This is a genomic window from Micromonospora citrea, assembly GCF_900090315.1.
Classification (GTDB): domain Bacteria; phylum Actinomycetota; class Actinomycetes; order Mycobacteriales; family Micromonosporaceae; genus Micromonospora; species Micromonospora citrea.
In genome coordinates this window covers 3,611,030-3,636,424 of sequence record NZ_FMHZ01000002.1, presented here as the reverse complement: position 1 = coordinate 3,636,424, position 25,395 = coordinate 3,611,030, and the positions used below count along the sequence as shown (strand labels likewise).

Sequence of the window (25,395 nt, the reverse complement as noted above, 5' to 3'; positions counted from 1 at the left end):
CGACGGGTAGCGGGGTGCGAAGGGGCGAAGGTGTCGACGGGAGCTGCCGAACGGGCATGGTGCGTGGTGGTGCCCCACCACGCCACGGGGGCGCGGCTGGCGCGGCACCGGCTCGCCGACGAGCTGACCGACGTCGTACCCCCGCCGCTGTTGGCCGACCTCGTCGCGGTCCTGGCCGAACTGGTCGGCAACGCCGTCCGGCACGCCGACCCGCTGCCCGGCGGGGTGGTCCGGGTGGCCTGGCGGCTGCGCACCTCGGCGGCGGGCCAACAGGTGCAGCTCCGCGTCACCGACGGCGGCGCCGCCGGCGACCCGCGGATGCGGACGGCCGGCACGGACGCCGTCGACGGCCGTGGCCTGCACATCGTCTCCGGCCTGGCCGACCGCTGGGGCGTCGAGCGCGACGGCCTCGGCCAGAGCGTCTGGGCCGAGTTCGACCCGGCCGACGTCACCCGGTCGGACCTGGCCGTGGCCGGCTGACCGGCCGCGACAGGCGGGTCCCGCCCCCACCGGGCGGCCCGGGCCTCTAGGCTGTCTCGCCGTGAGCAAGCGTCGAAAGAGCCAGCGGGCCGCCGAAGCCACCCCCAAGCGGGAGAAGGTGCGCGACATCTTCGTGCCCCGACCGTTCGAGGGGCTGACCGACGAGCCGGAGTGGATCGCCCTGCGCGAGCTGGTGCCGGCCGCCTCCGCGCCGCTACGGCTCGCCCCCGCCCTGGCCGAGGAGTTCGGCGACCGCGAGGTCGTCCTGGCCACCGTGCTGCCGATGGCGGCCCCGGCGGTGACGAAGCCGGACGGGCGGGTCCTGATCGGGCTCCAGCGCCACCAGCAGTCCGGCGACGTCTCCCGGGACCTGGCCGAGGCGCTGCTCTGCGCGTTGCGGACCGAGCCGGGGGCGCCGGTGTCCGTGCCGCCGCTGCCGGGGCCGGGCCCCCGCCTGCAGGACGTCCTGGGCGACGGCCCGCTGGAGATCACGATGCACGACGGGTTCGAGTTCTGGCTCGACCCGGGGGCGGGCGACGACCCCAACGTGCAGGCGTCCCTGGAGCGGGCGAACGCCGCGATCTACCCGACCGTCCGACTGGCCGCCGCCCGGGCCGCCTACTGGTGCCAGGTGCCGGAGAAGGCGCACGTGCGCTGGGTGCTGCCCGACGACGAGGACGCCGCGTTGGACGCGCTGGCCCGGCTGAGCGTGGCGGGCACGCTGACCCTCGGCGAGAACACCCGGTTCGCCGGCATGTTCCGGGCGCACGGCCGGCTGGTGCCGGTCTGGGACCTGCCGGAGGACGTCCCCGCCGCCGACTGGGAGCAGCCCGTCGCCGACTTCGCGAAGCGGTACGCCGAGGCGCTCGCCGACTCCGCCCCGCTGGACGCCGCCGGCCGGCGCGCCCGCCACGGCCTGCTCGGCCGCCAGCTCACCCTGCGCTGAGTCGCCGCGCCCCCGCCGACCGGGCGGGGGCGGACCGGGCACGTCGCCGTTGGTGGCGATGTCGACCGCGCCCCGCCGCCCCGAAGGGGGCGGACCGGGTCCGTCCCCCGGCGGCCGGCCCGTCCCCCCGGCCCGGCTGCCGGTCCGTCCCCGGCCCGGTGGCCGGCCCGTCCCCCCGGCCCGGCCGCACCGAGCCGCGCCAGTACGGGACCGGGGCGGCTACCGGAGGCCGGCGGGGGGTGTCCGCGCCCCGCCCAGCGGCTCGCGGACCAGGGGGCAGGACATGCAGCGCGGCCCGCCCCGGCCCGAGCCCAGTTCCGACCCGGCGATCGGGATGACCTCGATGCCGGCCCGCTCCAGCTGCGCGTTGGTCTCGGTGTTGCGCTCGTAGCCCACGCAGAGCCGGGGCGCGAGGGCGAGGGTGTTGTTGCCGTCGTCCCACTGCTCGCGCTCGGCCGTGACCGGGTCCAGGCCGGTGTCGATCACCCGGAGCTGGGCCAGGTCCATCGCGTCGGCGGCGGCCCGCAGGAACGGCGCCGGCCCGTCCACGCGCGGATCCTCGCCGTCCGCCCCGGCGATGACCGTGTACGCCGACAGGGTGTGGGCGATGTTCGGGTACATCAGCACGGCGTCGACGTCGACCATGGTGCAGACGGTGTCCAGGTGCATGGTCGCCCGTTCCTGGGCGATCGGCACGACGAGGATGGTGTGCGCGAGCCCGGCGGCGAAGACCCGGCGGGCGAGGCGTTCCGCGCCGGCGGGGGTGGTCCGCTCGCCGACCCCGACGGCGAGCACCCCCGGCGCGAGCAGCAGCACGTCGCCGCCCTCCAGGTGCTCCAGCTCCGGGTGGTAGACGAACTCGGTGCCGGCGAAGCGCGGATGGTGCCGGTAGATCGCGTCGGTGAGCGTGGTCTCCCGCCGCCGGGCGGGCATCGCCAGGCTGGTAACCCCGACCCGGTCGCCGATCCACACCGAGGAGTCGCGGGTGAAGAGCAGGTTGGGCAGCGGGTCGATGACGAAGTCGTGCCGGTCCATCAGCGTGTAGACCAGGCCGCCCGGCCGATCCCGGCTGACCCGCAGCTCCTCGTGGGCCAGCCCGGCGATCAGCACGTCGGCGAGCGCGACCGGGTCGAGGTACGCGAGGTGGTCCGCGACCCGGGCGCGCAGCGAGTCGCCGAGGCGGGGCGAGCGCAGCACCTCCTCGGTCAGCTCGGCCCGCGCGTCGGCCACGGCGAGCGTCTCGGCCAGCATGGTGGCGAGGTAGAGCACCTCGACCCCGCGCTCGCGCAGGGCGGCGGCGAAGGCGTCGTGCTCCTCCTGGGCGCGGCCGACCCACGGGATGGCGTCGAAGAGCAGCGAGTCGTTGTTTCGCGGGGTGAGCCGGGCGAGTTCCGGGCCGGGACGGTGCAGCAGCACCGTGCCGAGCCGACCGACCTCGCTGTCCACGTAGTGGGTCACCATCGCAGCGTAGGGCAGGGTTTGGCGGCATCCGATAAAACGGGGGTGGATGAATATGGCATTCATCCGCACTCACTCCGGCGTTCCAACTTGCCGACACAGGGGACTGGCAACGTAGGGTAGTGAGGACATAACTTCGAGGGACCTTTTGCCGGAGGTCGCGATGACTGTCTTTCCCGCTCGTCGAGCCGTACCGTCCGCCCGGGCACTGCCGCCCGCGGCGGTGCCACACCCCCGGGTGGAGTCGCCGGGGGTGCTCGCGCCGGTTCGTCCGTCCCCGTTGGAATGGGCCCGCCGCCGGCGGGCGGAACGGGGCGCTCGCCGGTTGGAGGCGGCCGGTGCGCGGGCGCTCGGCCAGCTCGACCACCTCGGGCCCGCCTGGCACGTCATCGAGTGGCCTCGCACCGACGTCTCCGACCTCCTGCTCGACCACGAGCGCGACGAACGCGCGGGCTTCCTCGCCATCGGGCCGAGCGGCCTCTTCGCGGTCACCATCGCCGACCACGGCCGGGCCCGGGTGCTGGTCGCCGGCGACGTGGTCCAGATCAACGGCAAGCGACCGCCCTACGTGGCGGAGGCACGCCGCGACGCCAAGCGCGCCAGCAAGGCGCTCTCCGACGCGGTGGGGCTGCCGATCCCGGTGACGCCGGTGCTGACGTTCGTCGGCTCCGGCGTCATCAGCGTCTACGGCCTGCCGAAGGACTGCCTCATGGCCACCCACCGCGAGCTGGACCGCCTGCTCGTCGCCGGGGGCAGCCGGATCAGCCCGGCCACGGCCGAGAAGCTGTCCCGGGTCGCGCAGCACCCGGGCACCTGGATGAACGGGGCCTACCGGCCGGCCGCCGACTACCGGTGGTACGAGGACGGCCGAACGGCCGCTGACAAGCCGGCCGTCCGGCGGTAACGTCACCGGCGACGCCACGCGGCCCGGGCGCCGGTCGGTGCCCGACGGCCGCGCCGTCGCCGGTCGCCCGGCCCGGGCCACCACCACCGACGGCCCGGTGACCGCAGCTAGCTAGGCGACTTCCGCGACGACCGGCTAGCGTGGACAGACCGTCGTTGTACATAGGAGGCGCGGTGGCCCACGTCGAACTCTCGCTCTCTGAAGTGTTCGTGCCGACGGCGGGGACATCGACAGAGCAGGGGTCCGACAACTTCGGGCAGTGGTCGTCGACCGTCTCCCACGCCGACGAGCCGTGCCTGCTGATCGACGCCGAGACGAGGGTCGTGGCCGTCTCCGCCGCCGGCTGCGAGCTGCTCTGCCTCGGTGCGCCCGAGGACGTGGTCGGGTTGCCGCTGCTCGGTGGCGGGCTCCGGCTGCTCGACTTCACCGCCAACCCGCGCGAGCTGACCGAGCAGGAGCTCGACAAGATCCCGCCGCTGCTGGCCCTCTCCTCCGGGCGCCTGGCCCGCGGGCTGCTCCGGGTCCAGGCCGCGTCGGCCGACGCGCCGGACGCGACCGTGGACGCCATCTCCACACCGGTGCTCACCGACGGGTCGGTCGCCGGTTCCCTCACGTTCTTCTCCGAGGTCTGACCTGCGGCGGGATGTGGCGTTCGCCGCACCCGGCGAATCTGGGGCGGGTCGTCGCCGAGGCCGTAAGGTGCCCTCATGCTCGATATCGCTCTGCTGCCGGGGGAGTACGCCGTGTGCCGGATGGCCGCCGGCTCCGCCCTGCCGCCCGACCTGCCGGGCGGGCTGAGCGACGGTGACGTCGTCACGGTGAGCTGGACCGCCGACGGGATCTCGCTGATCTGCCCCGCCGACCGGGTGCCCGAGCGGGTCGCCGTCGAGACGGCCTGGCGCTGCCTGCGGGTCGCCGGGCCGCTCGACCTGGCCGTGAGCGGCACCCTCGCCACCCTGGTGGACCCGCTCGCCGCGGCGCGCGTCAGCGTGGTCGTCTTCTCCACGTACGACACCGACTACCTGCTGGTCCCGGCGGTGCGCCTCGGCGAGGCGACCACCGCGCTGGAACGGGCCGGCCACCGGGTCCTCGCCTGATCTTCACCGGGCCGCCGGTTTCCTCCTAGGATGGGCTCGGCCTCCCGGCCGCAGTGATGCTTCCCGATGTCCCGAGGATCGGCCCGTGCCGCCCACCCCCTCGCGCCACGCCGCCCCCGACCGCCCGGCCGGCATCCCCGCCCGGCGCGGCCGGCTGGCGGCCGCCGTGCTGCTGGCCGCGCTGCCGCTGGCCGGCTGCGGCACCCCGCCCGAGCTGCGGCAGGCCGCCCCGACGGTCCCCCCGACCCGCGCCACCGTGCCGACCCCGACCGGCACGCCCACCTTCGCGCCGATCCCGCCGCCCGCCACCGGGCTGCCCGGGGCGGGCACCCCGACCGCCGACGCCGGCCTCGTGGCGGTCCGTTGCCCGGACGGCCCCTCCGGCAGGCGGGTGATCGACCTCGTCCGCGGCCGGGGCGGGGTGCTCCCGGGCGACGCGCGGGTCCGCGTGCGGACCGGTCCGCTCTGCGCCGGCGGGTGGCACTACACGGTGCTCGACGTGACCGGGCACGAGGAACTCCACGTGGTCACCGAGGGCCGGCCGGGCGCCCCGCGACTGGTCTCCGCCGGCACGGACGTCTGCACCGCCGAGGTGCGTGCCGCCGGGCCGCCCGGCATCCGGACGCTGGTCTGCGACGGCGGGTCGGTCGGCGTACCGGGTGCGTAGGCTGTCGCCATGCCGGGAACACCGCCGACGCGCTTCGTCTACCTCGGCCCCGAGGGCACCTTCGCCGAGCAGGCGCTGAACACCGTCCCCGCCGCCGAGCGGGGCAGCCGCACCCCGGCGCGCAGCGTCCCCGAGGCGCTGGACGGCGTACGGGCCGGGGAGGCGGACGCCGCCCTGGTGCCGCTGGAGAACTCCATCGGCGGGGCGGTCGGGGTGACCCTGGACGAGCTGGCCGAGGGGGAACCCCTGGTCATCACCCGCGAGGTGATCCTGCCGGTCGAGTTCGTGCTCGCCGCCCGTTCCGGCACCGCGCTGGCCGAGGTGCGCAGCGTCGCCGCCCATCCGCAGGCGTCCACCCAGTGCCGGGGCTGGCTGCGCGGTCACCTGCCCGACGCGGTCGTGGTCGACGTGCTCTCCAACGGCGCGGCCGCGGCCGGCGCCGCCTCCGGCGAGTACGACGCGGCGATCTGCGCCCCGATCGGGGCGGCCCGGCACCGGCTCACCGTGCTCGCGGACAAGATCGCCGACCACCCGGACGCGGTGACCCGCTTCGCGCTGGTGTCCCGCCCCGGCCCGCCCCCGCCGCCCACGGGCGACGACGTGACGTCGCTGGCGGTCTACATCGCCCACGACCGGGTGGGCGCGCTGCTGGCGGTGCTGATGGAGCTGGCCGTCCGGGGCGTCAACATGAGCCGGATCGAGTCCCGCCCCACCGGGGAGGCGCTCGGCCGGTACGTCTTCTTCCTCGACTGCGCCGGGCACGTGGCGGACGTACGGCTCGGGGAGGCGTTGCAGGGGCTGCGCCGGGTCTGCGCCGACGTGCGCTTCCTGGGGTCGTACCCCCGGCACCGCTGGACCCCGACGGCGGGCGACCGGCCGGTCCCCGCCCCGCCCGGCCTGTCGGACGCCGACTACGCCGACGCCGCCGCCTGGCTGGCCCGCCTGCGCGCCGGCGACCTCGGCTGACACGACGACGCCCCCGCCGCGGCGGGGCCGACGCGGGCGGGGCCGGGCCGACGCGGGCGGGGGCGGTACGCGCGCGGGGCGCGGGTCAGGCTGAGCAGGACGCGCGTCAGGCCGAGCCGGCCCCGCGTCAGCTGAGCAGACCGCCGAGGAGGCCGCCCTGCTGCTCCTGGGTGCCGCTGCCCATGATCGGCGGCTCCTCGGAGGGCTGGACGACGACGAAGCCCTGCCCGGCGAAGCTCATCGTGAACGCCTCACCGGTGCGCCGGCCGAGCAGCGTGCCGAGGCCGAGCTGCTCCGCGCGGTGGTAGCCGGTCTGGAGGTTGGCCGACCAGCAGACCGCCGCCTGCGGGTCGACGTAGGTGGGGGCGTCCACGTTGAGCACCACGGGCGCGCCCTTGGTGGTGATGGCGATCCGACCGTGGCCGCTGAAGACGCAGTTGAACAGGCCCGACGAGGAGGCCATGCCGGCCCCGCCCACCATGCGGATGTCGTACTGGAGGGTGGAGTCGAAGGCCAGCACGCTGGAGCCGTTGATGGAGAGCGCGTCGCCCGGCTCCAGGTCGATGATGTGCACGTCCTTGGCGAAGTCGGCGAGGAAGACGTCACCCCGGCCGGTGACCTTCATCAGCGGGACGCCCTCGCCGGTCAGCTTCTGCTTGAGGAACTTGCCGAGCCCGCCCGAGCCGAGCGCCTGGAACTGCACCTGCCCCTGGTAGGCGACCATCGACCCGACCCGGGCCATCGCCTCGCCGTTGAGTTCGATCTTCAACATCTTGGAGTTCTGCAGCCGCATGCCGGGCTGCGCGGACTCCTTCTCCAGGTTCTCCGCGGAGAAGAGCTCGCTACGCATGGAAGTGCCTCCTGAAATCGCGATGCCTGGACCGACCGTAGGCGACGGCCGCAACCGCCGACCACCGGCCGACCGGCCCGCACCGACCACCGGTCGGCGCACCCCCGAGCCCGACGCGGAACCCGACCGGAGGCCGCGCCGGTCGGCGCACCCCGAGCCCGACGCGGAACCCGACCGGAGGCCGCGCCGGTCGGCGCACCCCGAGCCCGACATGGAACCCGACCGGAGGCCGCGCCGGTCGTCCCGCCGACTAACCCCAGCCCAGCTCGTGCAGCCGCTCGTCGTCGATGCCGAAGTGGTGGGCGATCTCGTGCACCACCGTCACCGCGACCTCGTCCACCACGTCCTCGTCGTCGTCGCAGATGCGCAGGATCGGATTGCGGTAGATGAGGATGCGGTCCGGCAGCACGCCGGAGTAGTCCCAGCCCCGGTCGGTCAGGGCGTGGCCCTCGTAGAGACCGAGCAGGTCCTCGCCGGGGGGCGGGTCGTCCTCGACCAGGATCACCACGTTGCTCATCAGGGCGAGCAGTTCCTCGGGCACCTCGTCGAGCGCCTCGCCGACCAGCTCCTCGAAGCGCTCGCGGCTCATCTCCACCGGCACCCGCCCATTCTGCCCCCCGCGCGCGGCCCGCGCGGCCCGGTCAAGATCGGCGCGCCTCCACCGGGAGCGTGGCTCCCCGTGGAGGCGTGCGCAGGCGGGTCAGGAGGCGAGGCGGGCGGTCAGGGTGATCTGCGCGCCCGGGGAGAGCAGCCGGGAGATCGGGCAGTTCTCCTTGGCGGTCTCGGCGAGCTTGGTGAACTGCGCCTCGTCGATGCCCGGCACGTCGCCGACGGTGTCGAGCTCGATCCGGGTGACGGTCATCCCGGCGTCGGTCTTGTCGAGGTGGACCTTGGCGGTGGTCTCCACCGAGGTGGGCGGCGAGCCGGCCTCGGCGAGCGCCTTGGAGAACGCCATGGAGAAGCAGCCGGCGTGCGCGGCGCCGATCAGCTCCTCGGGGTTGGTGCCCTCACCCTCCTCGAAACGCGACTTGAAGGAGTAGTTCCCCTCCAGTCCGCCCTTGCCGGTGCGGACCGTGCCGGACCCCTCGGTGAGGTTGCCCTGCCAACGTGCGGAAGCGGTACGGATAGGCATTACCCGACGCTATCCGAAAGGGCACCGCCCGGCGACCGTTCACGCTCCGCGTCCCCGGGTGCGTGCTGTGTCATGATTCGACCCAGGCCCGCGAACGCGGAAGGGTGGCCGATGTCCCAGGATCTCCCCATTCCCCGCCAGGACAACCGGTCCGACGGCACCGCCGTCGTGGAGTGGGGCGGGGCGGAGGCGGCCCCGCCGGGGCGGTTCGGGCGTACGCTCTCCGGCCTGCGCCGGGACCGCCGGCTCCCGCTGCTGCTCGCGGCGCTGGGCTCGGTGGCCGCCATGGCCTCGCTGCTCGGGGAGTGGCAGGTGATGACCATTCCCAACGCCGGCCCGCAGGGGAACACGCCGGTCCGGGTGCCCGGCGGGGTGTCCGACATCGGCGGCTTCGGGGTCGGCTACCTGGTCGGGCTGATGGCACTGGTCTGCGCGGTTGCGCTGGCGCTGCGCGGCACCGCGGTGGTGCGGCGCAACGTCCGCGTCGCCGGCCTCACCCTCGCCGTGGCGCTGCTGGCGCTGCTGGCCGCGACCGCCGCGTCGCTGGACGAGGCGGGCCAGCGCGTCTTCTTCTACTCCGCCGACGACGGGTTCCGGGTCGAGTACGGCCGGGGTCTGGTGGCGGCGTTCGTCGCCTGCGCGCTCCTCGCGGCGGCGCTGAAGCTGGCCCCGGCCGGCGCGTCCCCCGCCGCCGACGAGGCGACGGACGAGGCAGCGGACGAGGCGGGCGAGGGAGACGCGGCGGAGCCGGGCGGCTGGCGCCTGCGTGGCCAAGGGGTTCGGGGCGAGGAGGACGGCGGGCTGCCCGCCCCGGCGGACCTCACCGTGGGGCCGGCCATCCCGTTCGCCCGCCCCGAACCCCGGGACTGACCGGTCACCGGTCGCCCTTCGACGACCACCGGCCCCGGGCTGACCGGTCGCCAGCAGCCTCCCGCCGGGCCGCACAGGGCCGCTTGCTCGACCGGGACCGCATCGCCCTGTTGCAGGGCCGCGCAGGCTGTGCAGAGCCCCTCCGGCCGGTGGAACGCACTGTTCGTCGGGCCTGGCAGCCCGAGCATGGCGCAGGGCCGATGCACACGGCACGTCGGCGGAGGTTCGCAGGGCGGCCGGCACGGCCAGCAGGGCGAGGGGGCGCTGTCGAGCTGATGTCGTAAACGATTCGTCCGCCCCGTCCGCCCGGACTTCCGCGCGGGCCCTCCGCGCGGGATCCACCGCCCGGACCTTCCGCCCCGGATCCTCCGCCCGGACCTTCCGCCCCGAATCCACCGCCCCGGACCCACCGCCCCGGCCCACCGCCCGGACCTTCCGCCCCGAATCCACCGCCCCGGACCCACCGCCCCGGCCCACCGCCCGGACCTTCCGCCCCGAATCCACCGCCCCGGACCCACCGCCCCGGCCCACCGCCCGGACCTTCCGCCCCGAATCCACCGCCCGGACCCACCGCGCCGGCCCACCGCGCTCGCCGATGATGTCGTAAACGATTCAGCTCGAAAGCGGGTGGATGAGCATCCCTGCTCCGTGCGCTGAGGCTTCTCCTCAGGATCGGGTCAACCGCGCCGCACGGACCGGCCAACCACGCCCCACGGACCGGCCAGCCATGCCACGGACCGGCCAACCACGCCAGGGACCGGCCAACCACGCCAGGGACCGGCCAGCCACGCCCCACCAACCCGCCAGCCCGGCCCGTCGGAGCCGTACGTCACCCGTCAGAGGGCCGCCCAGCGGACCTCGCCGTCCGCCATCTCGTCGGTGGCCCGCAGGCCGAGCCGCTCGGCCACCCGGGCGGAGGCCCGGTGGTCGGGGTGCACGTGCGCGACCAGCGCGCCGACGCCCTGCTCCGCCAGCCAGCCGACCATGCCGGCGGCGGCCTCGCCCGCGTAGCCGCGGCCCTGGTGGGGTGCCACGACGACCCAGGCCAGCTCGGCGACCGGTCGGTCGCCGTCGAGCCGCAGGGTGGCCTGCACGGTGCCGATCGCGTCGCCGGTGTCCCGGTGCCGGACGACCCAGTTGAGCCAGCCCTCCCGGCCGTCGGGGGACCGCCCGGTCGACTGCCGGCGGTAGCGCTCCCGCAGCTCGTCCAGGCTGGCCGGGCTGCCACCGATGTAGTCGTGCAGGGCCGGGTCGTCCAGGAGCGGGGCGAGTTCCTCGGCGTGGTCGACGCGGAGGGGTTCGAGCACCAGCCGCTCGGTGCCGATGATCTCCGCCGTCGGCCAGTCCCGCTCTTCCATCCGCCCACCGTACGGCCCGCCGCATGGCCCCCGGGCGAGGACACCGCCGGGCCGTCGTCCGTTGGCACCGCATTCGCCGAAAGGCAATGGTTGTGTCCCGTCGCGCGAGGTACGGTTGCTGCCCGCCGTCACTCAGGGTCGAGGCACCGACGACCGAAACGGCTGGTTGCGACGGCGGCGGGCGAAGGAGGAACGATGACCCGCCCGGGCCTGCCCAAGCTGATCGCCACCGATCTCGACGGGACGCTCGTCCGCAGCGACGAGACCGTCTCCGCGTACACCCACGAGGTGCTCGACCGGGTGCGCGCCGCCGGGATCCCGGTGGTCGGCGCGACCGGCCGCGGGCCCCGGCTCGCCGAGCTGACCCGCAACGACATCCGCGCGGCGGACTTCCTGGTGATGGCCGGCGGCGGGCGGGTGGTCGACCAGAGCGACCCCGCCGGGCCGATGGTGCTGCGCGACGAGCGCCTCCCCGCCGACGTGCTGGCCGCACTGCTGGCCGACCTGGAGGCGGCGGTCGGGCCGCTGACGGTGATGGTCGAGGCGTCGGACGAGCACGACGCGCCGCTCTGGGGCGACTACCACCCGAGCTGGCCCTACCAGGACGCGTTCGAGGCGCGCAGCCGCGCCGACTGCCTCTCCTGCGACGTGATCAAGGCGTTCGTCCGGACCGCCGACCACCACGTCGACGAGCTGCTCGCCGTCGCCCGGCAGATCGTCCCGCCGGAGGTCGCCACGCTCACCCAGGCGGGGCTGGGCTTCGTCGAGATCTGCCCACCGGGGGTGGACAAGTCCACCGGGCTGACCGTCGTGGCGCAGCGGCTCGGCGTCGACCCGGCCGAAGTGCTGGTCTTCGGCGACATGCCCAACGACCTGCCGATGTTCGCGTGGGCCGGCTGGGCCCGGGTGGCCGTCTCCAACGCGCACCCGATTGTCCGCGCCGCCGCCGACGAGGTGACGCTGCGCAACGACGACGACGGGGTGGCGGTGTATCTCGATCGGCTACTGTCCCGCTGATGGGAGAGGCACCTCGGCTGATCGCCACCGACATCGACGGCACCCTGCTACGGGACGACCGCTCGCTGAGCCCGCACACCGCGGACGTGCTCGCGCGGATCTCCGCGCAGGGCACGCCGGTCGTGCTGGTCACCGGCCGCCCGATCCGCTGGCTGAAGCTCGTGTACGACCAGCTCGCCGAGCCCCTGCCGGCGATCTGCGCCAACGGCGCGGTGGTCTACGACCCGGTGGCCGACGAGGTGCTGCGGGCCGACCCGCTCGCCCCGGAGCTGCTGGCCGAGGTGGCCCGGCGGCTGCGCGCCGAGGTGCCCGACGTCAGCTTCGCGGTCGAGATCGTCGACAGCCGGCAGATGCGGCACGAGGCGCACTACCCGTTGCGCTGGGACGCCGACCACGACGCGATCCGGGCGGTCGAGACCCCCGAGGAGCTGTTGTCGGCGCCGGCGGTGAAGCTCCTGGCGCGGGCGGCCGACCAGGATCCGGACGCCTTCGTCGCGCTGGTCGCGGGGGCGTTGGAGGGGCTGGCCGAGGCGACCCACTCGTCGTACTCGGGGCTGGTGGAGATCTCCGCGGCGGGCGTGACCAAGGCGGCCGGGCTGGCGTGGTACTGCGCGCGCCTGGGGATCGACGCCCGGGACGTGCTGGCCTTCGGCGACATGCCCAACGACGTGCCGATGCTGACCTGGGCCGGGCGGGGGGTGGCGGTGGCGAACGCGCACCACGCCGTCCTGGCGATCGCCGACGAGGTGACCTCGGCGAACTCGACGGACGGCGTGGCCGCGTATCTGGAGAAGGTCTTCGGGGTGGACTGAGCGGGCCGGCCGGGGCCCGGCCGGCCGTTCAGTCGACCGTGCCGGCCGGCACGGGTCAGAGGTACTGGCCGGTGCTGTGCCCCTCGCTGCCGCCCTGCGGCTGGCCCATGCCCGGCATGCCCGGCATCACGCCGCCGGGGCCGCTGGGCAGCGCGGGCCGACCGGAGCGCATCTGCTCCAACTGGACCCGGGCGGCCATCTGCTGGGCGACCAGGGCCGCCTGGATGCCGTGGAAGAGGCCCTCCAGCCAGCCGACGAGCTGGGCGTGCGCGATGCGCAGCTCGCCCTCGCTGGGCGCCTTCTCCTCGGTGAAGGGCAGCGAGATCCGCTCCAGCTCGTCCCGCAGCTCGGGGGCGAGGCCCTCCTTCAGCTCGACGATCGACCGCTCGTGGATCTCCCGCATCCGGTGCCGGCTCGCGTCGTCGAGCGGGGCGGCCTTGACCTCCTCCAGCAACTGCTTGATCATGCTGCCGATCCGCATCACCTTGGCCGGCTGCTCGACCAGTCGGGTGGGGTCCTCGCCGGCGGCCTCGTCGGTCTGCACGGTGCCGACCGGCCGGCCGTCCGGGCCGACCACCACCACCGTTCCGGAGCGGCCGGCGCCTTCCTGGCCCGGCTCGTCGTTCTGTCCAGTGGAGTGCGCTTCGGTCATGGGACCCATCTTTACCCAGCCGCAGTCGACCGTGCGCCTCGGGACCGATCCCCGACGCCGGATCGGCGGGTGATCCGCGCTACGGTCGCGCCATGCCCGCCGACCCACGCGCCGTGCTCAGCCGTCCCGCTCCGGCCCCCGACGTGACCGTCTCCTACGGCGACCACCCGGACCAGGTCGCCGACCTGCGCCGGCCCGTCGGGTCGGGTCCGGTCCGGCAGCTGGTCGTGGTGGTGCACGGCGGCTTCTGGCGGGCCGAGTACGACCGGCGGCACACCGGCCCGCTGGCCGCCGCGCTGGCCGCCCTCGGCCACCCCGTGGCCCAGCTGGAGTACCGCAGGACGGGGCAGCCGGGCGGCGGTTGGCCCGGGACGCTCACCGACGTGCTGGCCGGCGTGACGGAGCTGCCCCGGCTGGCGGCGGAGGCGCTGCCCGGGGACGTCGCCGCGAGGCCGCCGCTGCTGGTGGGCCACTCGGCGGGCGGGCACCTGGCGTTGTACGTGGCGGCGACCGCGCCGGGAGCCGTCGGGGGCGTGCTGGCGCTGGCGCCGGTGGCGGACCTCGCCGAGGCGTACCGGCGGGATCTGGACGCGGGGGCGGTGGCCGCGCTGCTGGGCGGCGGCCCGGCGCAGTTCCCCGACCGGTACGCCGCCACCGATCCACGATCGTTGGTGCCCATTCGGACACGTACGGTAGTCGTGCACGGCGCGCGGGACGAGCAGGTGCCGGTGGCGATGAGTCGGGCGTTCGTCGCGGCCGACCGGACGGCCGGCGGCGAAGCCCGCCTGGTTGAGCTGCCGGAATGCGAGCATTTCGGGCTCATCGATCCGGAGTCGGTGGCATGGCCGCAGGTCACGGCTGCTTTTCGATCTCTGCTGGAAGATCGCTAAGCATTGACGCAGCGTCGCGGACCCGGTAGAACGCCGGGGGGGCGTGATCCGCCCTGCAACGCTCCCCCGGAAGGAACTCGGTGTCGCAGATGAACCGCAGGCGGGCACTCCAGATGCTGGCCGCGCTCGGGACGGCGGGGTTCGCCGCGGGCTGCGGCTCCGACGCCGCCGAGGGCGAACCGCGAGGCCAGCGGAGCCCGATCAAGATCGGCCTCGTCGCGCCGACCAGCGGCGGCCTCAAGGCGATCGGCGACGAGATCACCCAGGGCTTCCAGCTCTTCCTCGACCTCAACGACAACAGCCTGGGCGGGCACCCCGTCACCCTGCTCACCGCCGACGAGGGGGAGAGCGTCAAGACCGGCAAGGCCGCCGTCGAGGGGCTGCTGAAGCAGGGCGTGCTCGCTCTCACCGGCGTGGTCGACTCGAACGTCATGTTCGGCGTCCGGGACACCGTCGAGCAGGCCCGGGTGCCGCTGATCGGCTCCAACGCCTCGCCGACGAGCCTGCAGAGCGTCGTCTACATCTGGCGGACGTCGTACGTGCTGGACGAGGCGGGCCGGGCGCTGGGTCGCTACCTGCGGGAGCAGCTCGCCCCGTCGGCGCGGCTGGCGATCATCGTGCCGGAGAACGCCGGCAGCCAGGACGTGGTGCGGGGCTTCAGGCAGGAGTTCGGCGAGAACGACCCGCGCATCAAGGACCCGGTGACCTGGACGGGCGTCTTCACCAACCCGTCGAAGTCCGCGTACCGGGCGGACATCCGCAAGGCGCTGGGCCGCAACCCCGACGCCGTGTTCTGCTACTACGCCGGGCCGGCGGCCGTCGAGTTCATCAAGCAGCTGCGCATCGAGGGCTTCAAGGGCAAGGTCTACGCCCCGGGCTTCCTCACCGAGGGCGCGGTGCTGGGGGACGTCAAGGCCGAGGATGCGATGGGCATCCAGACCGCCCTCAACTACTCGGCCGACCTGAACAACTCGGCCAACCGGCGGTTCGCCTCCGCCTACCGCAAGAAGCACGGCACCTCGCCCACCACCTACGCGATGGCCTCGTACGACGCCGCGCAGGTGCTCGACCAGGCGATCCGGGTCGCCGGCGACGCGCCCAACCCGCAGCAGGTCAACCTGGCGCTCGGCAAGATCGGCCAGATCGACAGCCCGCGCGGGGTGTGGCAGTTCAACCAGCCGCGCACGCCGCAGCAGAAGTGGTACCTGCGCGAGGTCCAGCTCGACGGCCAGGTGCTGTCGAACGTGCTGGTCACCGAGCTGGCCACGCTGGGCTGAGCGCGCCACCACGACGAGAGGGGGCCGGCCTCCCCCCGGGCGGCCGGCCCCCTCGTCGTACGCTCAGTGGCGCAGCTCGGCGATGCAGCACTTCACGCTGCCGCCGCCCTTCTTCAGCTCGGCCAGCTCGACCGGGAGCGGGTGGTAGCCGGCCGCCTTCAGCTTCCCGGCCAGCCGGGTCGCCTCGCTGTTGAGCACGACGTTGAGGCCGTCGCTGACCAGGTTGAGGCCGAAGGCCAGCGCATCCTCGTCGTCCGCGACCACCGCGTCGGGGAAGAGCTGGGCGAGCACCTTCTGGCTGGCCGCCGAGAAGGCGCCCGGGTAGTAGACGATGTTCTCGTCGTCGATCGAGGCGAGCGCCACGTCCAGGTGGTAGAAGCGCGGGTCGACCAGGCGCAGCGACACCACCGGGCGGCCGATCGCCTCCTGCGCCTCGGCGTGCGCCGGCAGCTCGGTGCGGAAGCCGTGCCCGGCGAGGACCAGCCCGCCGTGCGCCTCCGGCAGGTACGCGAAGTCGCCCTCGCCCTCGTTGGTCTCGCTCGGTGCGATGAACCGCCAGCCCTGCGACTCGTAGAACGCCCGGTGCGCGGCGGCCTCGGCGGTCCGCTGCTCGTGCTTGAACTGCGCGCCGTAGACGACGCCGTCGACCACGAACGCGCCGTTGGCCGCGAAGACCATGTCGGGCAGGCCCGGCTCGGGCGTCAGCAGGTGCACCTCGTGGCCGAGACCCACGAGGGTCTCCCGCAGCCGGTCCCACTGCTTGACCGCCAGCTCCGGGTCGACCGGGGTGGTCACGTCCATCCACGGGTTGATCGCGTACTCGACCGCGAAGTGCTCGGGCGAGCACATGAGATATGTCCGCTTTCGCGGGACTCGCTGCTGGTTCACGGTGACCAAGGGTAGGTACCGTGGAACTTTGGTAACAGCCACAACCGTTGCTTCCCAGAGGCGGAACGTTGCAGATAGATGCCGTAGACCAGCGGATCATTGCGTTGCTCGTCGCGGATGCCCGCGCCTCCTACGCGGACATCGGGCAGCGGGTCTCGCTGTCCGCTCCGGCGGTCAAGAGGCGGGTCGACCGGCTGCGCGCCGCCGGCGTGATCCGGGGCTTCACGGCGGTCGTCGACCCGGCCGCCGTCGGCTGGACCACCGAGGCGTTCGTCGAGCTGTTCTGCGCCGGCCGGACCACGCCGGCCCAGATCGGGGTGGCGACCCGCCGGCACCCGGAGGTGGTCGGCGCGTACACCGTCTCGGGCGAGGCCGACGCGCTGGTGCACCTGCGCGCGGCCGACATCGCGCACCTGGAGGCGGCGCTGGAGCGGCTACGTGCGGAGCCCTTCGTGACCTCCACCCGCAGCACCATCGTGCTGTCCCGCCTGGTCGAGTCCCCGGGCGTCGGGCCGTCCACCGGCTGACCGGGCCGCCGGGGACCGGGTCGGAAAGCTCCGGACGGGGCGGAACCGCGCGCCGGGCCGACGCGTCGAACCGGCCATGAAACGGGGAGCGCACCTACTGGCCGGCGGCACGCTGGCCGCCCTCACCCTGCTCGGCGGGAGCGCCGTCCCGTCGCCCGGCGATCCCCCGCCGGGTCACCGGCCGTTCACACCGCGGCTGGTCGCCTTCGACTCCTGCGCCGAGGCGCTGAACGGGCTGCGGGCCGCCGCCCGCGCGTCCGTCGGCCCGTGGGGCTTCACCGACGGCTGGCGCACCGCGTTCGGCGGCCTGCCCAAGGCCGAGTCCGGCGCGCGGGTGTCCGCCGCGGCCGCCCCGGAGCACTCCACCACCAACAACCACGAGGTCGGCGCGGACGAGCCCGACCTCGTCAAGACCGACGGCCGGCGGATCGTCACGGTCGGCCGAGGGGTGCTGCGGGTGGTGGACCCGGCCGCCCGGCGGGAGACCGGTCGCGTCGACCTCGCCCGGGCGCTGCCGGATCCGGGGTGGGGGGAGCAGAAGCTGCTGCTGCACGGCGACCGGGCCCTGGTGCTGACCCGGGCCGGCGCGATCCGGGAGCCGGCGATGCCCATGCCGGGGCGGCGGATGCCGGAGGGCGCCGCCGCGTCCCACCTGACCCTGGTCGACCTCGCGGGCGCGCCGCACGTCCTCGGCACCTACCGCATCGAGGGAGACCTGGTCGACGCCCGGCAGGGCGGCACCACCGCGCGCGTCGTGGTCCGCAGCCGGCCCCGGCTGGAGTTCCCGCACCTGCGGCGGGGCACCGACGAGACCCGGACGGCCGCGAACCGCCAGGTCGTCGACCGGGCCGGGGTGGCGGCGTGGCTGCCGGCGTACGAGTGGACGTCCGGCGACCAGCGGCACACCGGCCGGGTCGGCTGCGACCGGCTGAGCCGCCCGCCCGCGTGGACCGGCACGTCGATGCTGACCGTGCTGAGCTTCGACCTGGCCGCCGACCGGCTCGGCGACGGCGACCCGGTCAGCGTCGCCGCCGACGCCACCACGGTCTACGGCACCGGCACGAGCCTCTACCTCGCGGGTGAGCGGCCGACCACCCGCCGCCCCGGCTCGCCGCGCTGGGACCGGCGCACGCCTACGCAGGTCACCGAGATCTACCAGTTCGACACCGGCGCGCCGGGGCGCCCGCGCTACGTCGCCGCCGGCACGGTGCCGGGTTCGCTCGTCAACCAGTACGCCCTCTCGGAGTGGCAGGGGCACCTGCGGGTCGCCACCACCACCGGCGATCCCTGGGTCGCCCGCCCGAACTCCGAGTCCGGCGTGCAGGTGCTGCGCCGCGACGGCGACACCCTGGTGCGGACGGGCTCGGTCGGCGGCCTCGGCCCGGGCGAGCGGATCTGGTCGGTGCGGTTCCTCGGCGGGTCCGCGTACGTGGTCACGTTCCGGCGGACCGACCCGCTCTACGCGGTCGACCTGACCGACCCGGCCGCGCCCCGGGTCACCGGCGAGCTGAAGATCACCGGATACTCGGCGTACCTGCACCCGCTGCCGGAGGGGCGGCTGCTCGGCGTGGGCCAGGAGGCCGACCGGCGGGGGCGGACGCAGGGCGTCCAGGTCTCGCTGTTCGACGTGCGCGACCCGGCCCGGCCCACCCGACTCGACCAGTGGCACGTGCCCCGGGCCTACTCCGCGCTGGAGTACGACTCGCACGCCTTCCTGCACCGCCCGGAGACGGGGCTGGTCGCCCTCCCGGTCGGCGACGACGTACGCCTGCTGCGGGTGACCGGGACCGACATCAGCGAGATCGGCACGGTGTCCCACCCGGGCGACCCGGGCGCGGTGACCCGGTCGCTGCTGGTGGGCGACGTGCTCTGGACCGTCTCGGACGCGGGCCTGCGGGCCACCGACCCGACGACCGCGCGGAGCCTCGACTGGCTCCCCGTGACCTGATCCTCCCTCCCCGGCGGGTGGGGCCCGGTTTCTCGGGGTTTCCGGGCCCCACCCGCCCCCCATCGCGGGAGGGGGAAGCTCAGAGATACATGCCGGTGCGGTGCTCGCCCTGGTCGCGCCGGACCGGCTTGTCGCCCTCGCCGAAGAAGCGCTTCCCGCCGAACTCCCCGTGCAGCCGGTCGTCCAGTTCGTCCGCGAGCCCCGTCATCACCTGCACGGCGAGCATCAGGTGGGTGGCCTGGAAGTTGCGGCCGAAGACGGGGATGGACGCCCACACCGTGTCGTCGGCGCAGTAGAGGCGGCCGATGGGCATCCGGTTGGTCAGCTCGGAGAGCTTCACGTAGAGCCGCTCGGTCGGCTCGACCTCGGTGAGCACCGGGGAGAAGACGTCCACCAGCGGCGGATTGTCGCGGACCCGGACGAAGACCATCGCCGAGCCGGCGCGGATGTTGATGTCGCCGTCGGAGTCGACCTGCAACCGGTCCGGCTCCGACTTGAGCATGGTCGAGACGACAGTGCGCACCCGCTCGGCGAGCGCGGCCACGTCGCCCTCGGGGGCCTGGGCGGCGGCGGCCGCGGCGAGCGCCTCGTCGAGGTCGGCCTCGACGTCGCGGTCCGGCCCGAACTCGCTGCGCGCGGTGCCCAGCGGCTCCACCGGCAGCGGCTCGCCCTGGGCGTCGTGGATCAGGTAGACGAGGAACGCGGGGTGCGGCGCGCCGTACACGTCGCGCAGCGTCCGGGTGAGCAGGGCCGCCAGCCGGGTGGCGTCGGCGACGCTGCCGTCAAGCCCGAAGTGCTCGCCGGAGCCCTCCACCACGCCCGGCGGCGACCAGCCGAGCGCGATCATGTCCGCCACCGCGGCCCGGTCCAGCCGGTAGCCCTGCGGCAGGGTGGCGTTGCCGACGGCGCGGGCGGCCAGCCTGCCGCCCTCGCCGACGTCGATGCTGACGGAATAGACGGCGTCGCCGGTGCCGGAGGCGGTGGGGTCGAGGGTCAGCTCGACGTGCGTGCCCGTCGGCAGCGCACCCAACCGCTCGGCCAGCGCCCGCGCGAACTCCCGCCACGCCTGGGTCACCTTCGCCCGCAGGTCAGCCGTGGTGGGCTCGTCGAGCAGGATCGGCTCGTGGTGCGCCGGCAGGGTGCCGGGCGAGTCACCGTGCGGCGCCGAGGGGTGGTCTGCCGTCATGATCGCCTCCGTCCGTCCAGGTCACCCTACCCACGGAAGCCGGGGGACGAATCAGGCCGACACCGATCGGACAACGGCGGTCAGGCGGGGCCCTCGCCGGGCCGCTCGCCGCCGAGTTCGACCGGCCAGGAGGCGGCCAGCGCGCTGAGCCGGGCCGCCGCGCCGGCCGGGTCCGCGCCCCGGCCGACCGCGAGCCCGAGGAGGTACGCGGTGACGGGCGCGCCCGGTCGCAGCACCTGGTGTGCCACGTCCTTGGCCAGGTCGAGCACGGCCGGCACCGGCACCTGGGCGGGGTCGAGGCCCAGTTCGGCACAGGCCGCCGTCACCCAGTCGTACATCACCGTCATCGCGCCCACTCCTCCGCCCGGCGTACGTCCTCGTCAGTGTCGCAGTCGAACCAGGGCGGCGGGCCGGCACCCGTCCACGGCACCTCGCGGACCCGCAGCCCGGCGAGCAGCGCCCGGATCGAGGTTCCGGCGAGCGGCGCGGCGCCGCCCCGTCCACCGGCCTTCCCGCCGTCGGCCAGCCCGGCGCGCTCGACGGCCTTCCCGGGGGCGGCCCGCTCGGCGCGCTCGACGGCCTTCCCGCCGGCGGCCAGCCCGGCGGCGAGGCGGGCCAGGGCGGCCCGCAGCGGGGCCGCCCGCCACACCCCGCAGAGCGTCTGCCGGCGTCCCTCGTCGTCGACGAAGCAGGCCCCGTCGTGACCGGCGTCGAGCCGGTCGAGCAGCACGCCGACGGCGGCGCGGGTGAGCAGCGGCAGGTCGGCGGCGAGCAGGGCGACCACCGGCGTACCGGCGTCGACCAGGGCCAGCCCGGCGGCGACGGCGGCGACCGGCCCGCCGCCCGGCGGCTCCTCCCGGGTCACCCGCACCCCGGCGGGCACCGCCGCGGGCGGGCCGACCACGACGCGCGAGGCGGCATCGGCGACGGCGGCCAGCACGCGGTCCCGCATGGGTCGACCGCCGACCGGCCGGGCGGGCTTGTCCAGGCCCCCCATCCGGCGGGCGGCCCCACCCGCCAGCACCACCGCCGCGTACGCGTCCACCCGGCCACGGTAGCCGTGCGACGGCCCAGGTGCGGGGTGCAGGATGGCGGGATGGGACGGGCTACTGACCGGCGCGGCGTGCTCCGCGTCGACCTCGACGCGGCGGCCACCGGTCGCACCTCGGTACGCCGGCAGGACAGCCTGGCCGTCGAGGAGCCGCTGGAGATCCGCGTCGGCCCGCCCGGTCCCGGCCGGCGGCGGCCGCTCGCCGTCACCATGCGTACGCCCGGCGACGACCTCGACCTGGCGATCGGCTTCCTGTTGACCGAGGGGCTGGTCCGCTCCGCCGACGACGTGCACACCGCGCAGCTCTGCGCCGGCGCGGAGACGCCCAACACGTACAACGTGGTGGACGTGGTGCTGTCGCCCGGCGTGCCCGAGCCGGCCGCCGACCCGACCCGGAACTTCCACACCACCAGCGCCTGCGGGGTGTGCGGCAAGGCGAGCATCGACGCGGTGCGTACCCGATCGCTCTTCGCGGTCGGCGACGACCCGCTGACGGTGCCGGCGGCGGTCCTGGTCGAGCTGCCGCAGCGGCTGCGCGCGGCGCAGCGCGGCTTCGACCGCACGGGCGGGCTGCACGCGGCGGGCCTGTTCACGGCCGACGGCGAGTTGGTCGTGCTGCGCGAGGACGTCGGCCGGCACAACGCCGTCGACAAGGTGGTCGGCTGGGCGGTCCGCGAGCGGCGGCTGCCGCTGGCCGGGCACGTGCTGCTGGTCTCCGGGCGGGCGAGCTTCGAGCTGACCCAGAAGGCGTGGATGGCGGGCGTGCCGCTGCTGGCGGCGGTCTCCGCGCCCAGCACGCTGGCGGCGGAGCTGGCCGAGGAGGCCGGGCTGACCCTGGTCGGCTTCCTGCGCGACCGGGCCATGAACGTCTACGCCCACCCGCGGCGGGTCACAACCTGATCCACGTGTCGAACAAGCCCAGCCGGACGGCGGCGTCCCTGGCCAGCAGGAACCCGGCGATGCCGAAGATCCAGCCCAGCATGCCGCCGGAGCTACGCACGATCCAGGCGTTGAGCCGGGCCAGCACCGGCTCGACCAGCCTCGGCCAGGCCACCCGGGCGGCCAGCAGCAGCACCGCCGGCAGCACCATCACCAGGCAGTAGCCGGCGAGCAGGCCCACCACGCTCCCCGCGCCGAGCCCGGAGGTGGTCAGCAGGCCGATCGCGCCGAGGTACGGCAGCATCGTCGCCACCTCGGCGAGCGCCGCGAGCAGTGCCAGCCCGACCAGCCAGCGCACCGAGGAGTCCCCGCCGGCGACCCGGTCCCGCCACCGCAGCACCCCGCCGCCGCGCGGGCGGCGCTTGCCGTCGTAGCGGAAACTCAGCGCGAACAGGCCGACCCCGAGGGCGAGCTGCGCCCAGAGCACCGGCCGGTTGTCCAGCGCCCCGCCGAGGACGTCGGCCAGCCGGGCGCCGCCGAGGACCAGCAGCAGCCCGACGGCGAAGTAGAACGCGGTGATGGTGCCGAGGTAGGCCAGGATCCGTCGGACGCTGACCCTGCCCGGAGCCAGCAGCAGCCAGACCGGGATGAAGAGCGTGCCGATGCTGGTGCTGTCGACCAGGGCCAGGCCCGCGAGCGAGAGCAGCAGTGCGACGCTCATGCCGGACCGTGCAGGAGTAGCGGCATGTGATCATTCTCGGGCGGCGCGGAGCCGGTCAGGTCGCCCCACGGGACGAACGTCGGCTACATCCTTCGACGGACCCGCGCCACGCCGGCTACCCGCGCGCCCGCGCCCAGGAGATGAAGCGCTCGGCAAGGTCGCCCGGCGTCGGGGCGCGGTCCAGCGCCGCGAGTTGCTCGCCCGCCTCGGCCTGAAGGGCCGCCAGGTGGACCAGCAGCCCCGGCCGGTCCGTCCGGTACTCGGCGAGCAGCCGCAGCTTCGCCGCCGAACACGGCCAGGCGATGCCGCAGGCCGCGCACCGCCAGGTGGGCCGGGTGGGCAGGTGCTCGCGCCGACGGCTCACCGGTCCACCACCCGGACCCGGTCGACGCGGACGAACGCGAAGCGTTCGCGGGAGGCCCGCGTGCCGTCCTCGCGTACGCCGTGCCCGCGCAGCTCGGCCCACTCGTGCCCCTCGAACGGGCCCCTGCTGATCACCTCGGTGACGGCCAGGGTCAGCGGCCCGGTGCCGAAGCGGTACGCGTCCTCGGGAACGCGGATCGTCATGCCTGCCGCCAGGTGCACCACGGTGGACCCTCCCTCGTGCGTCGGAGTGGGGCCGCCCCGCCCTCCCTGTCGAGACGACCCCCGCTGACGCGGCCACCGGGTCATCGCCTCCACCGACCGCGCCGCCACGCCACCCACCTTGCCGAGGGTTGTGGATCGAACACACTGCGTTGCGGTATGTGCTTCGGATGTTCGGGACGTTCGATGAGAGGCAAGGGATGAACCAGGCGGTACGGGCAGCCATGGCCGAGGTGGGCGAGACGGCTGAGAGCCTCGCTGCTCAGATCGGTGTCGATCCGAAGACCGCCGCGCGGTGGGTAAGTCACGGAACGGATTCCCCAGACCCGCCATCGGGCCCAGGTGGCCGCGATCCTCAGGAAGGACGTTGTCGAGCTTTGGCCGGACGTTCTGCGGCCACGCGAACCAGCATGGTTCCGGCCGTGGACCGACATCGAGCGCGAGGCGGTCGGCCTTCGGTGCTACGAGTCATCCGTCATCCCGGGGTTGTTACAGACAGAGGCCTACGCCCGCGCGGTCCTCATGAGCGGTCCGCTGATCGCGGACGCCACCACCTACGTCGAAACGCGCCTACGGCGACAGGCCGCCGTCTCCGAGCGCTCCCGCTCGCCGCTGGCAGTCTTCGTCATCGACGAGGCGGCCCTGCGCCGAGAGGACCCCGACATCATGCATCCGCAGCTTGATCACCTCGCGACGATGGCTCAGCGACCGCACGTGATGGTGCACGTCATCCCGCTCGGCGCGGGGCTGCATCCCGGCCAGGCCGGACCGTTCGTCATAGCCACCACGATGGATGGCGAAGATGTCGGCTATCTGGACGACCAGGCTGCCGGGCGCATCACAAACGACGTTGCTCCGCTCCGGGCGGTCTGGGATACCGTGAGGTCGGTAGCGCTTCCGCGAGACCAGTCCATCGACTTCCTGAGAGCGCGAGCATGGCTGACCTGACCGGCGCCCGTTGGCGCAAGAGCACCCGCAGCAGCTCCAACGGCGGCAACTGCGTCGAGGTCGCGGGCAATCTTCCTGGCGTCGTCGCCGTCCGCGACTCCAAGGACCCGTCCGGCCCGGCCCTCACCCTCGCGCCGGCGGCGTGGCGCGCCTTCGTCACCCGGCTGGATCGGTGCCTCTCGCCGAGCCGACAGTCGAGCTAAGGGCGGGGCCGGATCGGGAATCTGCCCCGGCGGATCTGCCAGTGCCGCCCAGCCGCGAGGTGGTCGATGATCGCGCGCTGGAGCACGGTGCGGCGCGGCAGTTGGTCGAGCGGCGTGGTCAGGCTGCGGAACACGAACCGCAGCACCTCGACGTCGGCGTCCAACCCCTCCGGCTCCTCGTAGGGCTCCAGCTCGAACATCCGCTGGAACCGGACGATGTTGGAATCCTCGGGCAGGTATTCCAGCAACTGCGGGTCGAGCAGCCAGGAGCCGCAGGCGAACGCCGTGTAGTGCTCGTCGGGAAAGTGGCGCGGGAAGAAGGCGCGGGCCTCGTCGAGCGACGCCGCGACCGCCTCCGGGGTCATCGGCCCCGACTCGGGGATGTGCAGGTCGAGGGCGGTGCCGCCGCGCTGGTACTGCAACCGGCCCAGCTCGTAGAGGCCGCCGCGCGCGTGCAGCGTGAGCCAGCTCTGCATGACCGGCCAGCCCTCGCGGTGCATCCGCCTGTCGATCGCGAGGTTGCGGCCCAGGTCGGCGAGGGTCGCCCAGGACACGGCGTCGGGGATGCCGTGGTCGCGGTGGTATCCCCTGACGACGTCGACCAGGGCCAGGTACGCGTACACGTAGAGATGCCGCCAGGCGGGGCTCCGGTCGCGCGGCAGCGCGGGGCCGGGCGGCAGCCAGGCGTGGCCCCCGAGGTCGGCGCGGACCAGCGCGATCGAGCGGTCGAGCAGCCAGCGAAGCTCCGGCATCCACAGTGGAGAGTCGGGGTCGGGCCAGCCCGCCATGATCTCGGCGGCGTCGTCCGGTCGCACCGCGAGCCGGTCGAGGAGCGCGGGCGCATCGGCCTTGGCGGGCATCGGGGCCGACGGCCGGTCACCGGCGAGCCGGTGCACCCGCTCGACGTCCTCGACGGGCACCCCGAGCCGGGCGGCGGTGTCGTCCAGGTCCACCCGGCCGACCCTACCCGCCGGTCGGTGTCTTCGACGGCCCGTGCCGCTCGTCTTTCCGAACGGCAATCCGGCTTCAGGGATGCACCACTTCCTGCGGTCGATCGAGCACGGGTAGGAGGCGAACAATCCG

General features: G+C 74.6%; 30 protein-coding genes and 1 pseudogene. 17 read left to right on the top strand and 14 right to left on the bottom strand.

Annotation, left to right across the window (positions count from 1 at the left end):
- Window positions 1-63: 63 nt before the first annotated feature.
- Together GA0070606_RS16675 and GA0070606_RS16670 are read left to right on the top strand one after the other, a co-directional pair.
- Window positions 64-480 carry an ATP-binding protein gene (locus GA0070606_RS16675; protein WP_245724959.1) on the top strand — a complete coding sequence of 139 codons (417 nt, stop codon included), beginning with the start codon at window positions 64-66 and terminating at the stop codon, window positions 478-480.
- A 61-nt stretch (window positions 481-541) separates the two neighbouring features.
- The gene (locus tag GA0070606_RS16670; protein WP_091100782.1) at window positions 542-1,426 is read left to right on the top strand and encodes a DUF5926 family protein; all 885 of its coding nucleotides are present in this window, start codon (window positions 542-544) and stop codon (window positions 1,424-1,426) included.
- 219 nt (window positions 1,427-1,645) lie between these two features.
- On the opposite strand, the gene GA0070606_RS16665 is transcribed toward GA0070606_RS16670, so the two are convergent.
- Window positions 1,646-2,887 carry an arginine deiminase gene (locus GA0070606_RS16665; protein WP_091100778.1) on the bottom strand — a complete coding sequence of 414 codons (1,242 nt, stop codon included), beginning with the start codon at window positions 2,885-2,887 and terminating at the stop codon, window positions 1,646-1,648.
- Between the two features lie 160 nt (window positions 2,888-3,047).
- Here GA0070606_RS16665 and GA0070606_RS16660 point away from each other — a divergent pair, with 160 nt between their 5' ends.
- From GA0070606_RS16660 to pheA, 5 genes are all read left to right on the top strand, one after another.
- Complete coding sequence (locus GA0070606_RS16660; RefSeq protein ID WP_091100775.1) at window positions 3,048-3,788, top strand: hypothetical protein; 741 nt, start codon at window positions 3,048-3,050, stop codon at window positions 3,786-3,788.
- Window positions 3,789-3,961: 173 nt separating this feature from the next.
- Window positions 3,962-4,420: a hypothetical protein gene (locus GA0070606_RS16655; RefSeq protein WP_091100771.1), complete on the top strand. Its 459-nt coding sequence runs from the start codon at window positions 3,962-3,964 to the stop codon at window positions 4,418-4,420.
- Between the two features lie 75 nt (window positions 4,421-4,495).
- Entirely contained in the window at window positions 4,496-4,885 is a 390-nt protein-coding gene (locus GA0070606_RS16650; RefSeq protein ID WP_091100767.1) for an ACT domain-containing protein, read from the top strand.
- Between the two features lie 154 nt (window positions 4,886-5,039).
- Window positions 5,040-5,552, top strand: coding sequence for a hypothetical protein (locus GA0070606_RS16645; RefSeq protein ID WP_091107824.1), 513 nt, complete (start codon window positions 5,040-5,042; stop codon window positions 5,550-5,552).
- A gap of 9 nt (window positions 5,553-5,561) precedes the next feature.
- Window positions 5,562-6,518, top strand: a complete 957-nt coding sequence (gene pheA, locus GA0070606_RS16640; RefSeq protein ID WP_091100763.1) for a prephenate dehydratase — start codon at window positions 5,562-5,564, stop codon at window positions 6,516-6,518.
- 127 nt (window positions 6,519-6,645) lie between these two features.
- On the opposite strand, the gene GA0070606_RS16635 is transcribed toward pheA, so the two are convergent.
- The 3 genes from GA0070606_RS16635 to GA0070606_RS16625 form a co-directional block, all read right to left on the bottom strand.
- A complete protein-coding gene (locus GA0070606_RS16635; RefSeq protein ID WP_091100760.1) occupies window positions 6,646-7,368 on the bottom strand; it encodes an AIM24 family protein in 723 nt (240 codons plus the stop codon).
- A 250-nt stretch (window positions 7,369-7,618) separates the two neighbouring features.
- Window positions 7,619-7,963 (bottom strand): metallopeptidase family protein, encoded by a 345-nt coding sequence (locus GA0070606_RS16630; RefSeq protein WP_176737547.1) that lies wholly within the window; start codon window positions 7,961-7,963, stop codon window positions 7,619-7,621.
- Between the two features lie 105 nt (window positions 7,964-8,068).
- On the bottom strand, window positions 8,069-8,500 hold the full coding sequence (locus GA0070606_RS16625; protein ID WP_091100754.1) for an OsmC family protein: 432 nt from the start codon (window positions 8,498-8,500) through the stop codon (window positions 8,069-8,071).
- Window positions 8,501-8,611: 111 nt separating this feature from the next.
- Here GA0070606_RS16625 and GA0070606_RS16620 point away from each other — a divergent pair, with 111 nt between their 5' ends.
- On the top strand, window positions 8,612-9,370 hold the full coding sequence (locus GA0070606_RS16620; RefSeq protein ID WP_091100751.1) for a hypothetical protein: 759 nt from the start codon (window positions 8,612-8,614) through the stop codon (window positions 9,368-9,370).
- Between the two features lie 836 nt (window positions 9,371-10,206).
- Here the strand turns inward: GA0070606_RS16620 and GA0070606_RS16615 are convergent.
- On the bottom strand, window positions 10,207-10,728 hold the full coding sequence (locus tag GA0070606_RS16615) for a GNAT family N-acetyltransferase (protein ID WP_091100747.1): 522 nt from the start codon (window positions 10,726-10,728) through the stop codon (window positions 10,207-10,209).
- A gap of 195 nt (window positions 10,729-10,923) precedes the next feature.
- On the opposite strand from GA0070606_RS16615, the gene GA0070606_RS16610 reads away from it, so the two are divergent.
- Together GA0070606_RS16610 and GA0070606_RS16605 are read left to right on the top strand one after the other, a co-directional pair.
- Window positions 10,924-11,745 (top strand): HAD family hydrolase, encoded by an 822-nt coding sequence (locus GA0070606_RS16610; protein WP_091100744.1) that lies wholly within the window; start codon window positions 10,924-10,926, stop codon window positions 11,743-11,745.
- Window positions 11,745-12,557 carry an HAD family hydrolase gene (locus GA0070606_RS16605; RefSeq protein ID WP_091100740.1) on the top strand — a complete coding sequence of 271 codons (813 nt, stop codon included), beginning with the start codon at window positions 11,745-11,747 and terminating at the stop codon, window positions 12,555-12,557. Before GA0070606_RS16610 ends, GA0070606_RS16605 begins: the two co-directional genes overlap by 1 nt.
- Before the next feature lie 55 nt (window positions 12,558-12,612).
- Here GA0070606_RS16605 and GA0070606_RS16600 read toward each other — a convergent pair whose 3' ends face one another.
- Window positions 12,613-13,218, bottom strand: a complete 606-nt coding sequence (locus GA0070606_RS16600; RefSeq protein WP_091100736.1) for a bacterial proteasome activator family protein — start codon at window positions 13,216-13,218, stop codon at window positions 12,613-12,615.
- Between the two features lie 83 nt (window positions 13,219-13,301).
- Here GA0070606_RS16600 and GA0070606_RS16595 point away from each other — a divergent pair, with 83 nt between their 5' ends.
- Complete coding sequence (locus tag GA0070606_RS16595; protein WP_091100733.1) at window positions 13,302-14,099, top strand: alpha/beta hydrolase family protein; 798 nt, start codon at window positions 13,302-13,304, stop codon at window positions 14,097-14,099.
- Window positions 14,100-14,179: 80 nt separating this feature from the next.
- Window positions 14,180-15,376, top strand: a complete 1,197-nt coding sequence (locus GA0070606_RS16590; RefSeq protein ID WP_091100730.1) for an ABC transporter substrate-binding protein — start codon at window positions 14,180-14,182, stop codon at window positions 15,374-15,376.
- Between the two features lie 63 nt (window positions 15,377-15,439).
- On the opposite strand, the gene ddaH is transcribed toward GA0070606_RS16590, so the two are convergent.
- Window positions 15,440-16,273, bottom strand: coding sequence for a dimethylargininase (gene ddaH / locus GA0070606_RS16585; RefSeq protein ID WP_342672167.1), 834 nt, complete (start codon window positions 16,271-16,273; stop codon window positions 15,440-15,442).
- A gap of 59 nt (window positions 16,274-16,332) precedes the next feature.
- Here ddaH and GA0070606_RS16580 point away from each other — a divergent pair, with 59 nt between their 5' ends.
- Both GA0070606_RS16580 and GA0070606_RS16575 read left to right on the top strand, forming a co-directional pair.
- The gene (locus tag GA0070606_RS16580; protein WP_091100723.1) at window positions 16,333-16,791 is read left to right on the top strand and encodes an Lrp/AsnC family transcriptional regulator; all 459 of its coding nucleotides are present in this window, start codon (window positions 16,333-16,335) and stop codon (window positions 16,789-16,791) included.
- A gap of 76 nt (window positions 16,792-16,867) precedes the next feature.
- Window positions 16,868-18,739 carry a beta-propeller domain-containing protein gene (locus tag GA0070606_RS16575; RefSeq protein WP_091100718.1) on the top strand — a complete coding sequence of 624 codons (1,872 nt, stop codon included), beginning with the start codon at window positions 16,868-16,870 and terminating at the stop codon, window positions 18,737-18,739.
- Window positions 18,740-18,818: 79 nt separating this feature from the next.
- Here the strand turns inward: GA0070606_RS16575 and GA0070606_RS16570 are convergent, their stop codons facing one another.
- The 3 genes from GA0070606_RS16570 to mobA all read right to left on the bottom strand — a co-directional run bounded on the left by GA0070606_RS16570 (window position 18,819) and on the right by mobA (window position 21,015).
- Window positions 18,819-19,925: a T3SS (YopN, CesT) and YbjN peptide-binding chaperone 1 gene (locus tag GA0070606_RS16570; protein WP_091100715.1), complete on the bottom strand. Its 1,107-nt coding sequence runs from the start codon at window positions 19,923-19,925 to the stop codon at window positions 18,819-18,821.
- Window positions 19,926-20,005: 80 nt separating this feature from the next.
- Window positions 20,006-20,272, bottom strand: a complete 267-nt coding sequence (locus GA0070606_RS16565; RefSeq protein ID WP_091107822.1) for a DUF6457 domain-containing protein — start codon at window positions 20,270-20,272, stop codon at window positions 20,006-20,008.
- A complete protein-coding gene (mobA, locus tag GA0070606_RS16560) occupies window positions 20,269-21,015 on the bottom strand; it encodes a molybdenum cofactor guanylyltransferase (protein ID WP_245724958.1) in 747 nt (248 codons plus the stop codon). The genes GA0070606_RS16565 and mobA overlap by 4 nt, the downstream gene beginning before the upstream one ends.
- Window positions 21,016-21,021: 6 nt before the next feature.
- Between mobA and fdhD the strand changes: the two genes are divergently transcribed.
- Window positions 21,022-21,876, top strand: a complete 855-nt coding sequence (gene fdhD, locus GA0070606_RS16555) for a formate dehydrogenase accessory sulfurtransferase FdhD (protein ID WP_091100712.1) — start codon at window positions 21,022-21,024, stop codon at window positions 21,874-21,876.
- Here fdhD and GA0070606_RS16550 read toward each other — a convergent pair.
- From GA0070606_RS16550 to GA0070606_RS16540, 3 genes are all read right to left on the bottom strand, one after another.
- Window positions 21,866-22,576 (bottom strand): GAP family protein, encoded by a 711-nt coding sequence (locus tag GA0070606_RS16550; protein ID WP_091100708.1) that lies wholly within the window; start codon window positions 22,574-22,576, stop codon window positions 21,866-21,868. The two genes, fdhD and GA0070606_RS16550, sit on opposite strands and share 11 nt — an antisense overlap.
- Before the next feature lie 115 nt (window positions 22,577-22,691).
- A complete protein-coding gene (locus tag GA0070606_RS16545; RefSeq protein ID WP_091100704.1) occupies window positions 22,692-22,940 on the bottom strand; it encodes a flavin reductase in 249 nt (82 codons plus the stop codon).
- Window positions 22,937-23,143, bottom strand: coding sequence for a hypothetical protein (locus tag GA0070606_RS16540; RefSeq protein ID WP_091100701.1), 207 nt, complete (start codon window positions 23,141-23,143; stop codon window positions 22,937-22,939). The genes GA0070606_RS16545 and GA0070606_RS16540 overlap by 4 nt, the downstream gene beginning before the upstream one ends.
- 218 nt (window positions 23,144-23,361) lie before the next feature.
- On the opposite strand from GA0070606_RS16540, the pseudogene GA0070606_RS16535 reads away from it, so the two are divergent.
- Both GA0070606_RS16535 and GA0070606_RS16530 read left to right on the top strand, forming a co-directional pair.
- Window positions 23,362-24,109: pseudogene (locus tag GA0070606_RS16535) on the top strand (DUF5753 domain-containing protein).
- The gene (locus GA0070606_RS16530; RefSeq protein WP_091100697.1) at window positions 24,097-24,312 is read left to right on the top strand and encodes a DUF397 domain-containing protein; all 216 of its coding nucleotides are present in this window, start codon (window positions 24,097-24,099) and stop codon (window positions 24,310-24,312) included. Before GA0070606_RS16535 ends, GA0070606_RS16530 begins: the two are co-directional and overlap by 13 nt.
- Here GA0070606_RS16530 and GA0070606_RS16525 read toward each other — a convergent pair.
- Window positions 24,309-25,265, bottom strand: a complete 957-nt coding sequence (locus GA0070606_RS16525) for an acyltransferase domain-containing protein (protein WP_091100694.1) — start codon at window positions 25,263-25,265, stop codon at window positions 24,309-24,311. The genes GA0070606_RS16530 and GA0070606_RS16525 overlap by 4 nt on opposite strands.
- Window positions 25,266-25,395 lie beyond the last annotated feature (130 nt).

Coding starts and splice junctions, on each gene's coding strand:
- GA0070606_RS16665 (WP_091100778.1), bottom strand. CDS start 2,887: ATGGTGACCCACTACGTGGACAGCGAGGTCGGTCGGCTCGGCACGGTG.
- GA0070606_RS16660 (WP_091100775.1), top strand. CDS start 3,048: ATGACTGTCTTTCCCGCTCGTCGAGCCGTACCGTCCGCCCGGGCACTG.
- GA0070606_RS16650 (WP_091100767.1), top strand. CDS start 4,496: ATGCTCGATATCGCTCTGCTGCCGGGGGAGTACGCCGTGTGCCGGATG.
- pheA (WP_091100763.1), top strand. CDS start 5,562: ATGCCGGGAACACCGCCGACGCGCTTCGTCTACCTCGGCCCCGAGGGC.
- GA0070606_RS16635 (WP_091100760.1), bottom strand. CDS start 7,368: ATGCGTAGCGAGCTCTTCTCCGCGGAGAACCTGGAGAAGGAGTCCGCG.
- GA0070606_RS16625 (WP_091100754.1), bottom strand. CDS start 8,500: ATGCCTATCCGTACCGCTTCCGCACGTTGGCAGGGCAACCTCACCGAG.
- GA0070606_RS16620 (WP_091100751.1), top strand. CDS start 8,612: ATGTCCCAGGATCTCCCCATTCCCCGCCAGGACAACCGGTCCGACGGC.
- GA0070606_RS16615 (WP_091100747.1), bottom strand. CDS start 10,728: ATGGAAGAGCGGGACTGGCCGACGGCGGAGATCATCGGCACCGAGCGG.
- GA0070606_RS16610 (WP_091100744.1), top strand. CDS start 10,924: ATGACCCGCCCGGGCCTGCCCAAGCTGATCGCCACCGATCTCGACGGG.
- GA0070606_RS16605 (WP_091100740.1), top strand. CDS start 11,745: ATGGGAGAGGCACCTCGGCTGATCGCCACCGACATCGACGGCACCCTG.
- GA0070606_RS16600 (WP_091100736.1), bottom strand. CDS start 13,218: ATGGGTCCCATGACCGAAGCGCACTCCACTGGACAGAACGACGAGCCG.
- GA0070606_RS16595 (WP_091100733.1), top strand. CDS start 13,302: ATGCCCGCCGACCCACGCGCCGTGCTCAGCCGTCCCGCTCCGGCCCCC.
- GA0070606_RS16575 (WP_091100718.1), top strand. CDS start 16,868: ATGAAACGGGGAGCGCACCTACTGGCCGGCGGCACGCTGGCCGCCCTC.
- GA0070606_RS16570 (WP_091100715.1), bottom strand. CDS start 19,925: ATGACGGCAGACCACCCCTCGGCGCCGCACGGTGACTCGCCCGGCACC.
- GA0070606_RS16565 (WP_091107822.1), bottom strand. CDS start 20,272: ATGACGGTGATGTACGACTGGGTGACGGCGGCCTGTGCCGAACTGGGC.
- fdhD (WP_091100712.1), top strand. CDS start 21,022: ATGGGACGGGCTACTGACCGGCGCGGCGTGCTCCGCGTCGACCTCGAC.
- GA0070606_RS16550 (WP_091100708.1), bottom strand. CDS start 22,576: ATGAGCGTCGCACTGCTGCTCTCGCTCGCGGGCCTGGCCCTGGTCGAC.
- GA0070606_RS16540 (WP_091100701.1), bottom strand. CDS start 23,143: ATGACGATCCGCGTTCCCGAGGACGCGTACCGCTTCGGCACCGGGCCG.
- GA0070606_RS16530 (WP_091100697.1), top strand. CDS start 24,097: ATGGCTGACCTGACCGGCGCCCGTTGGCGCAAGAGCACCCGCAGCAGC.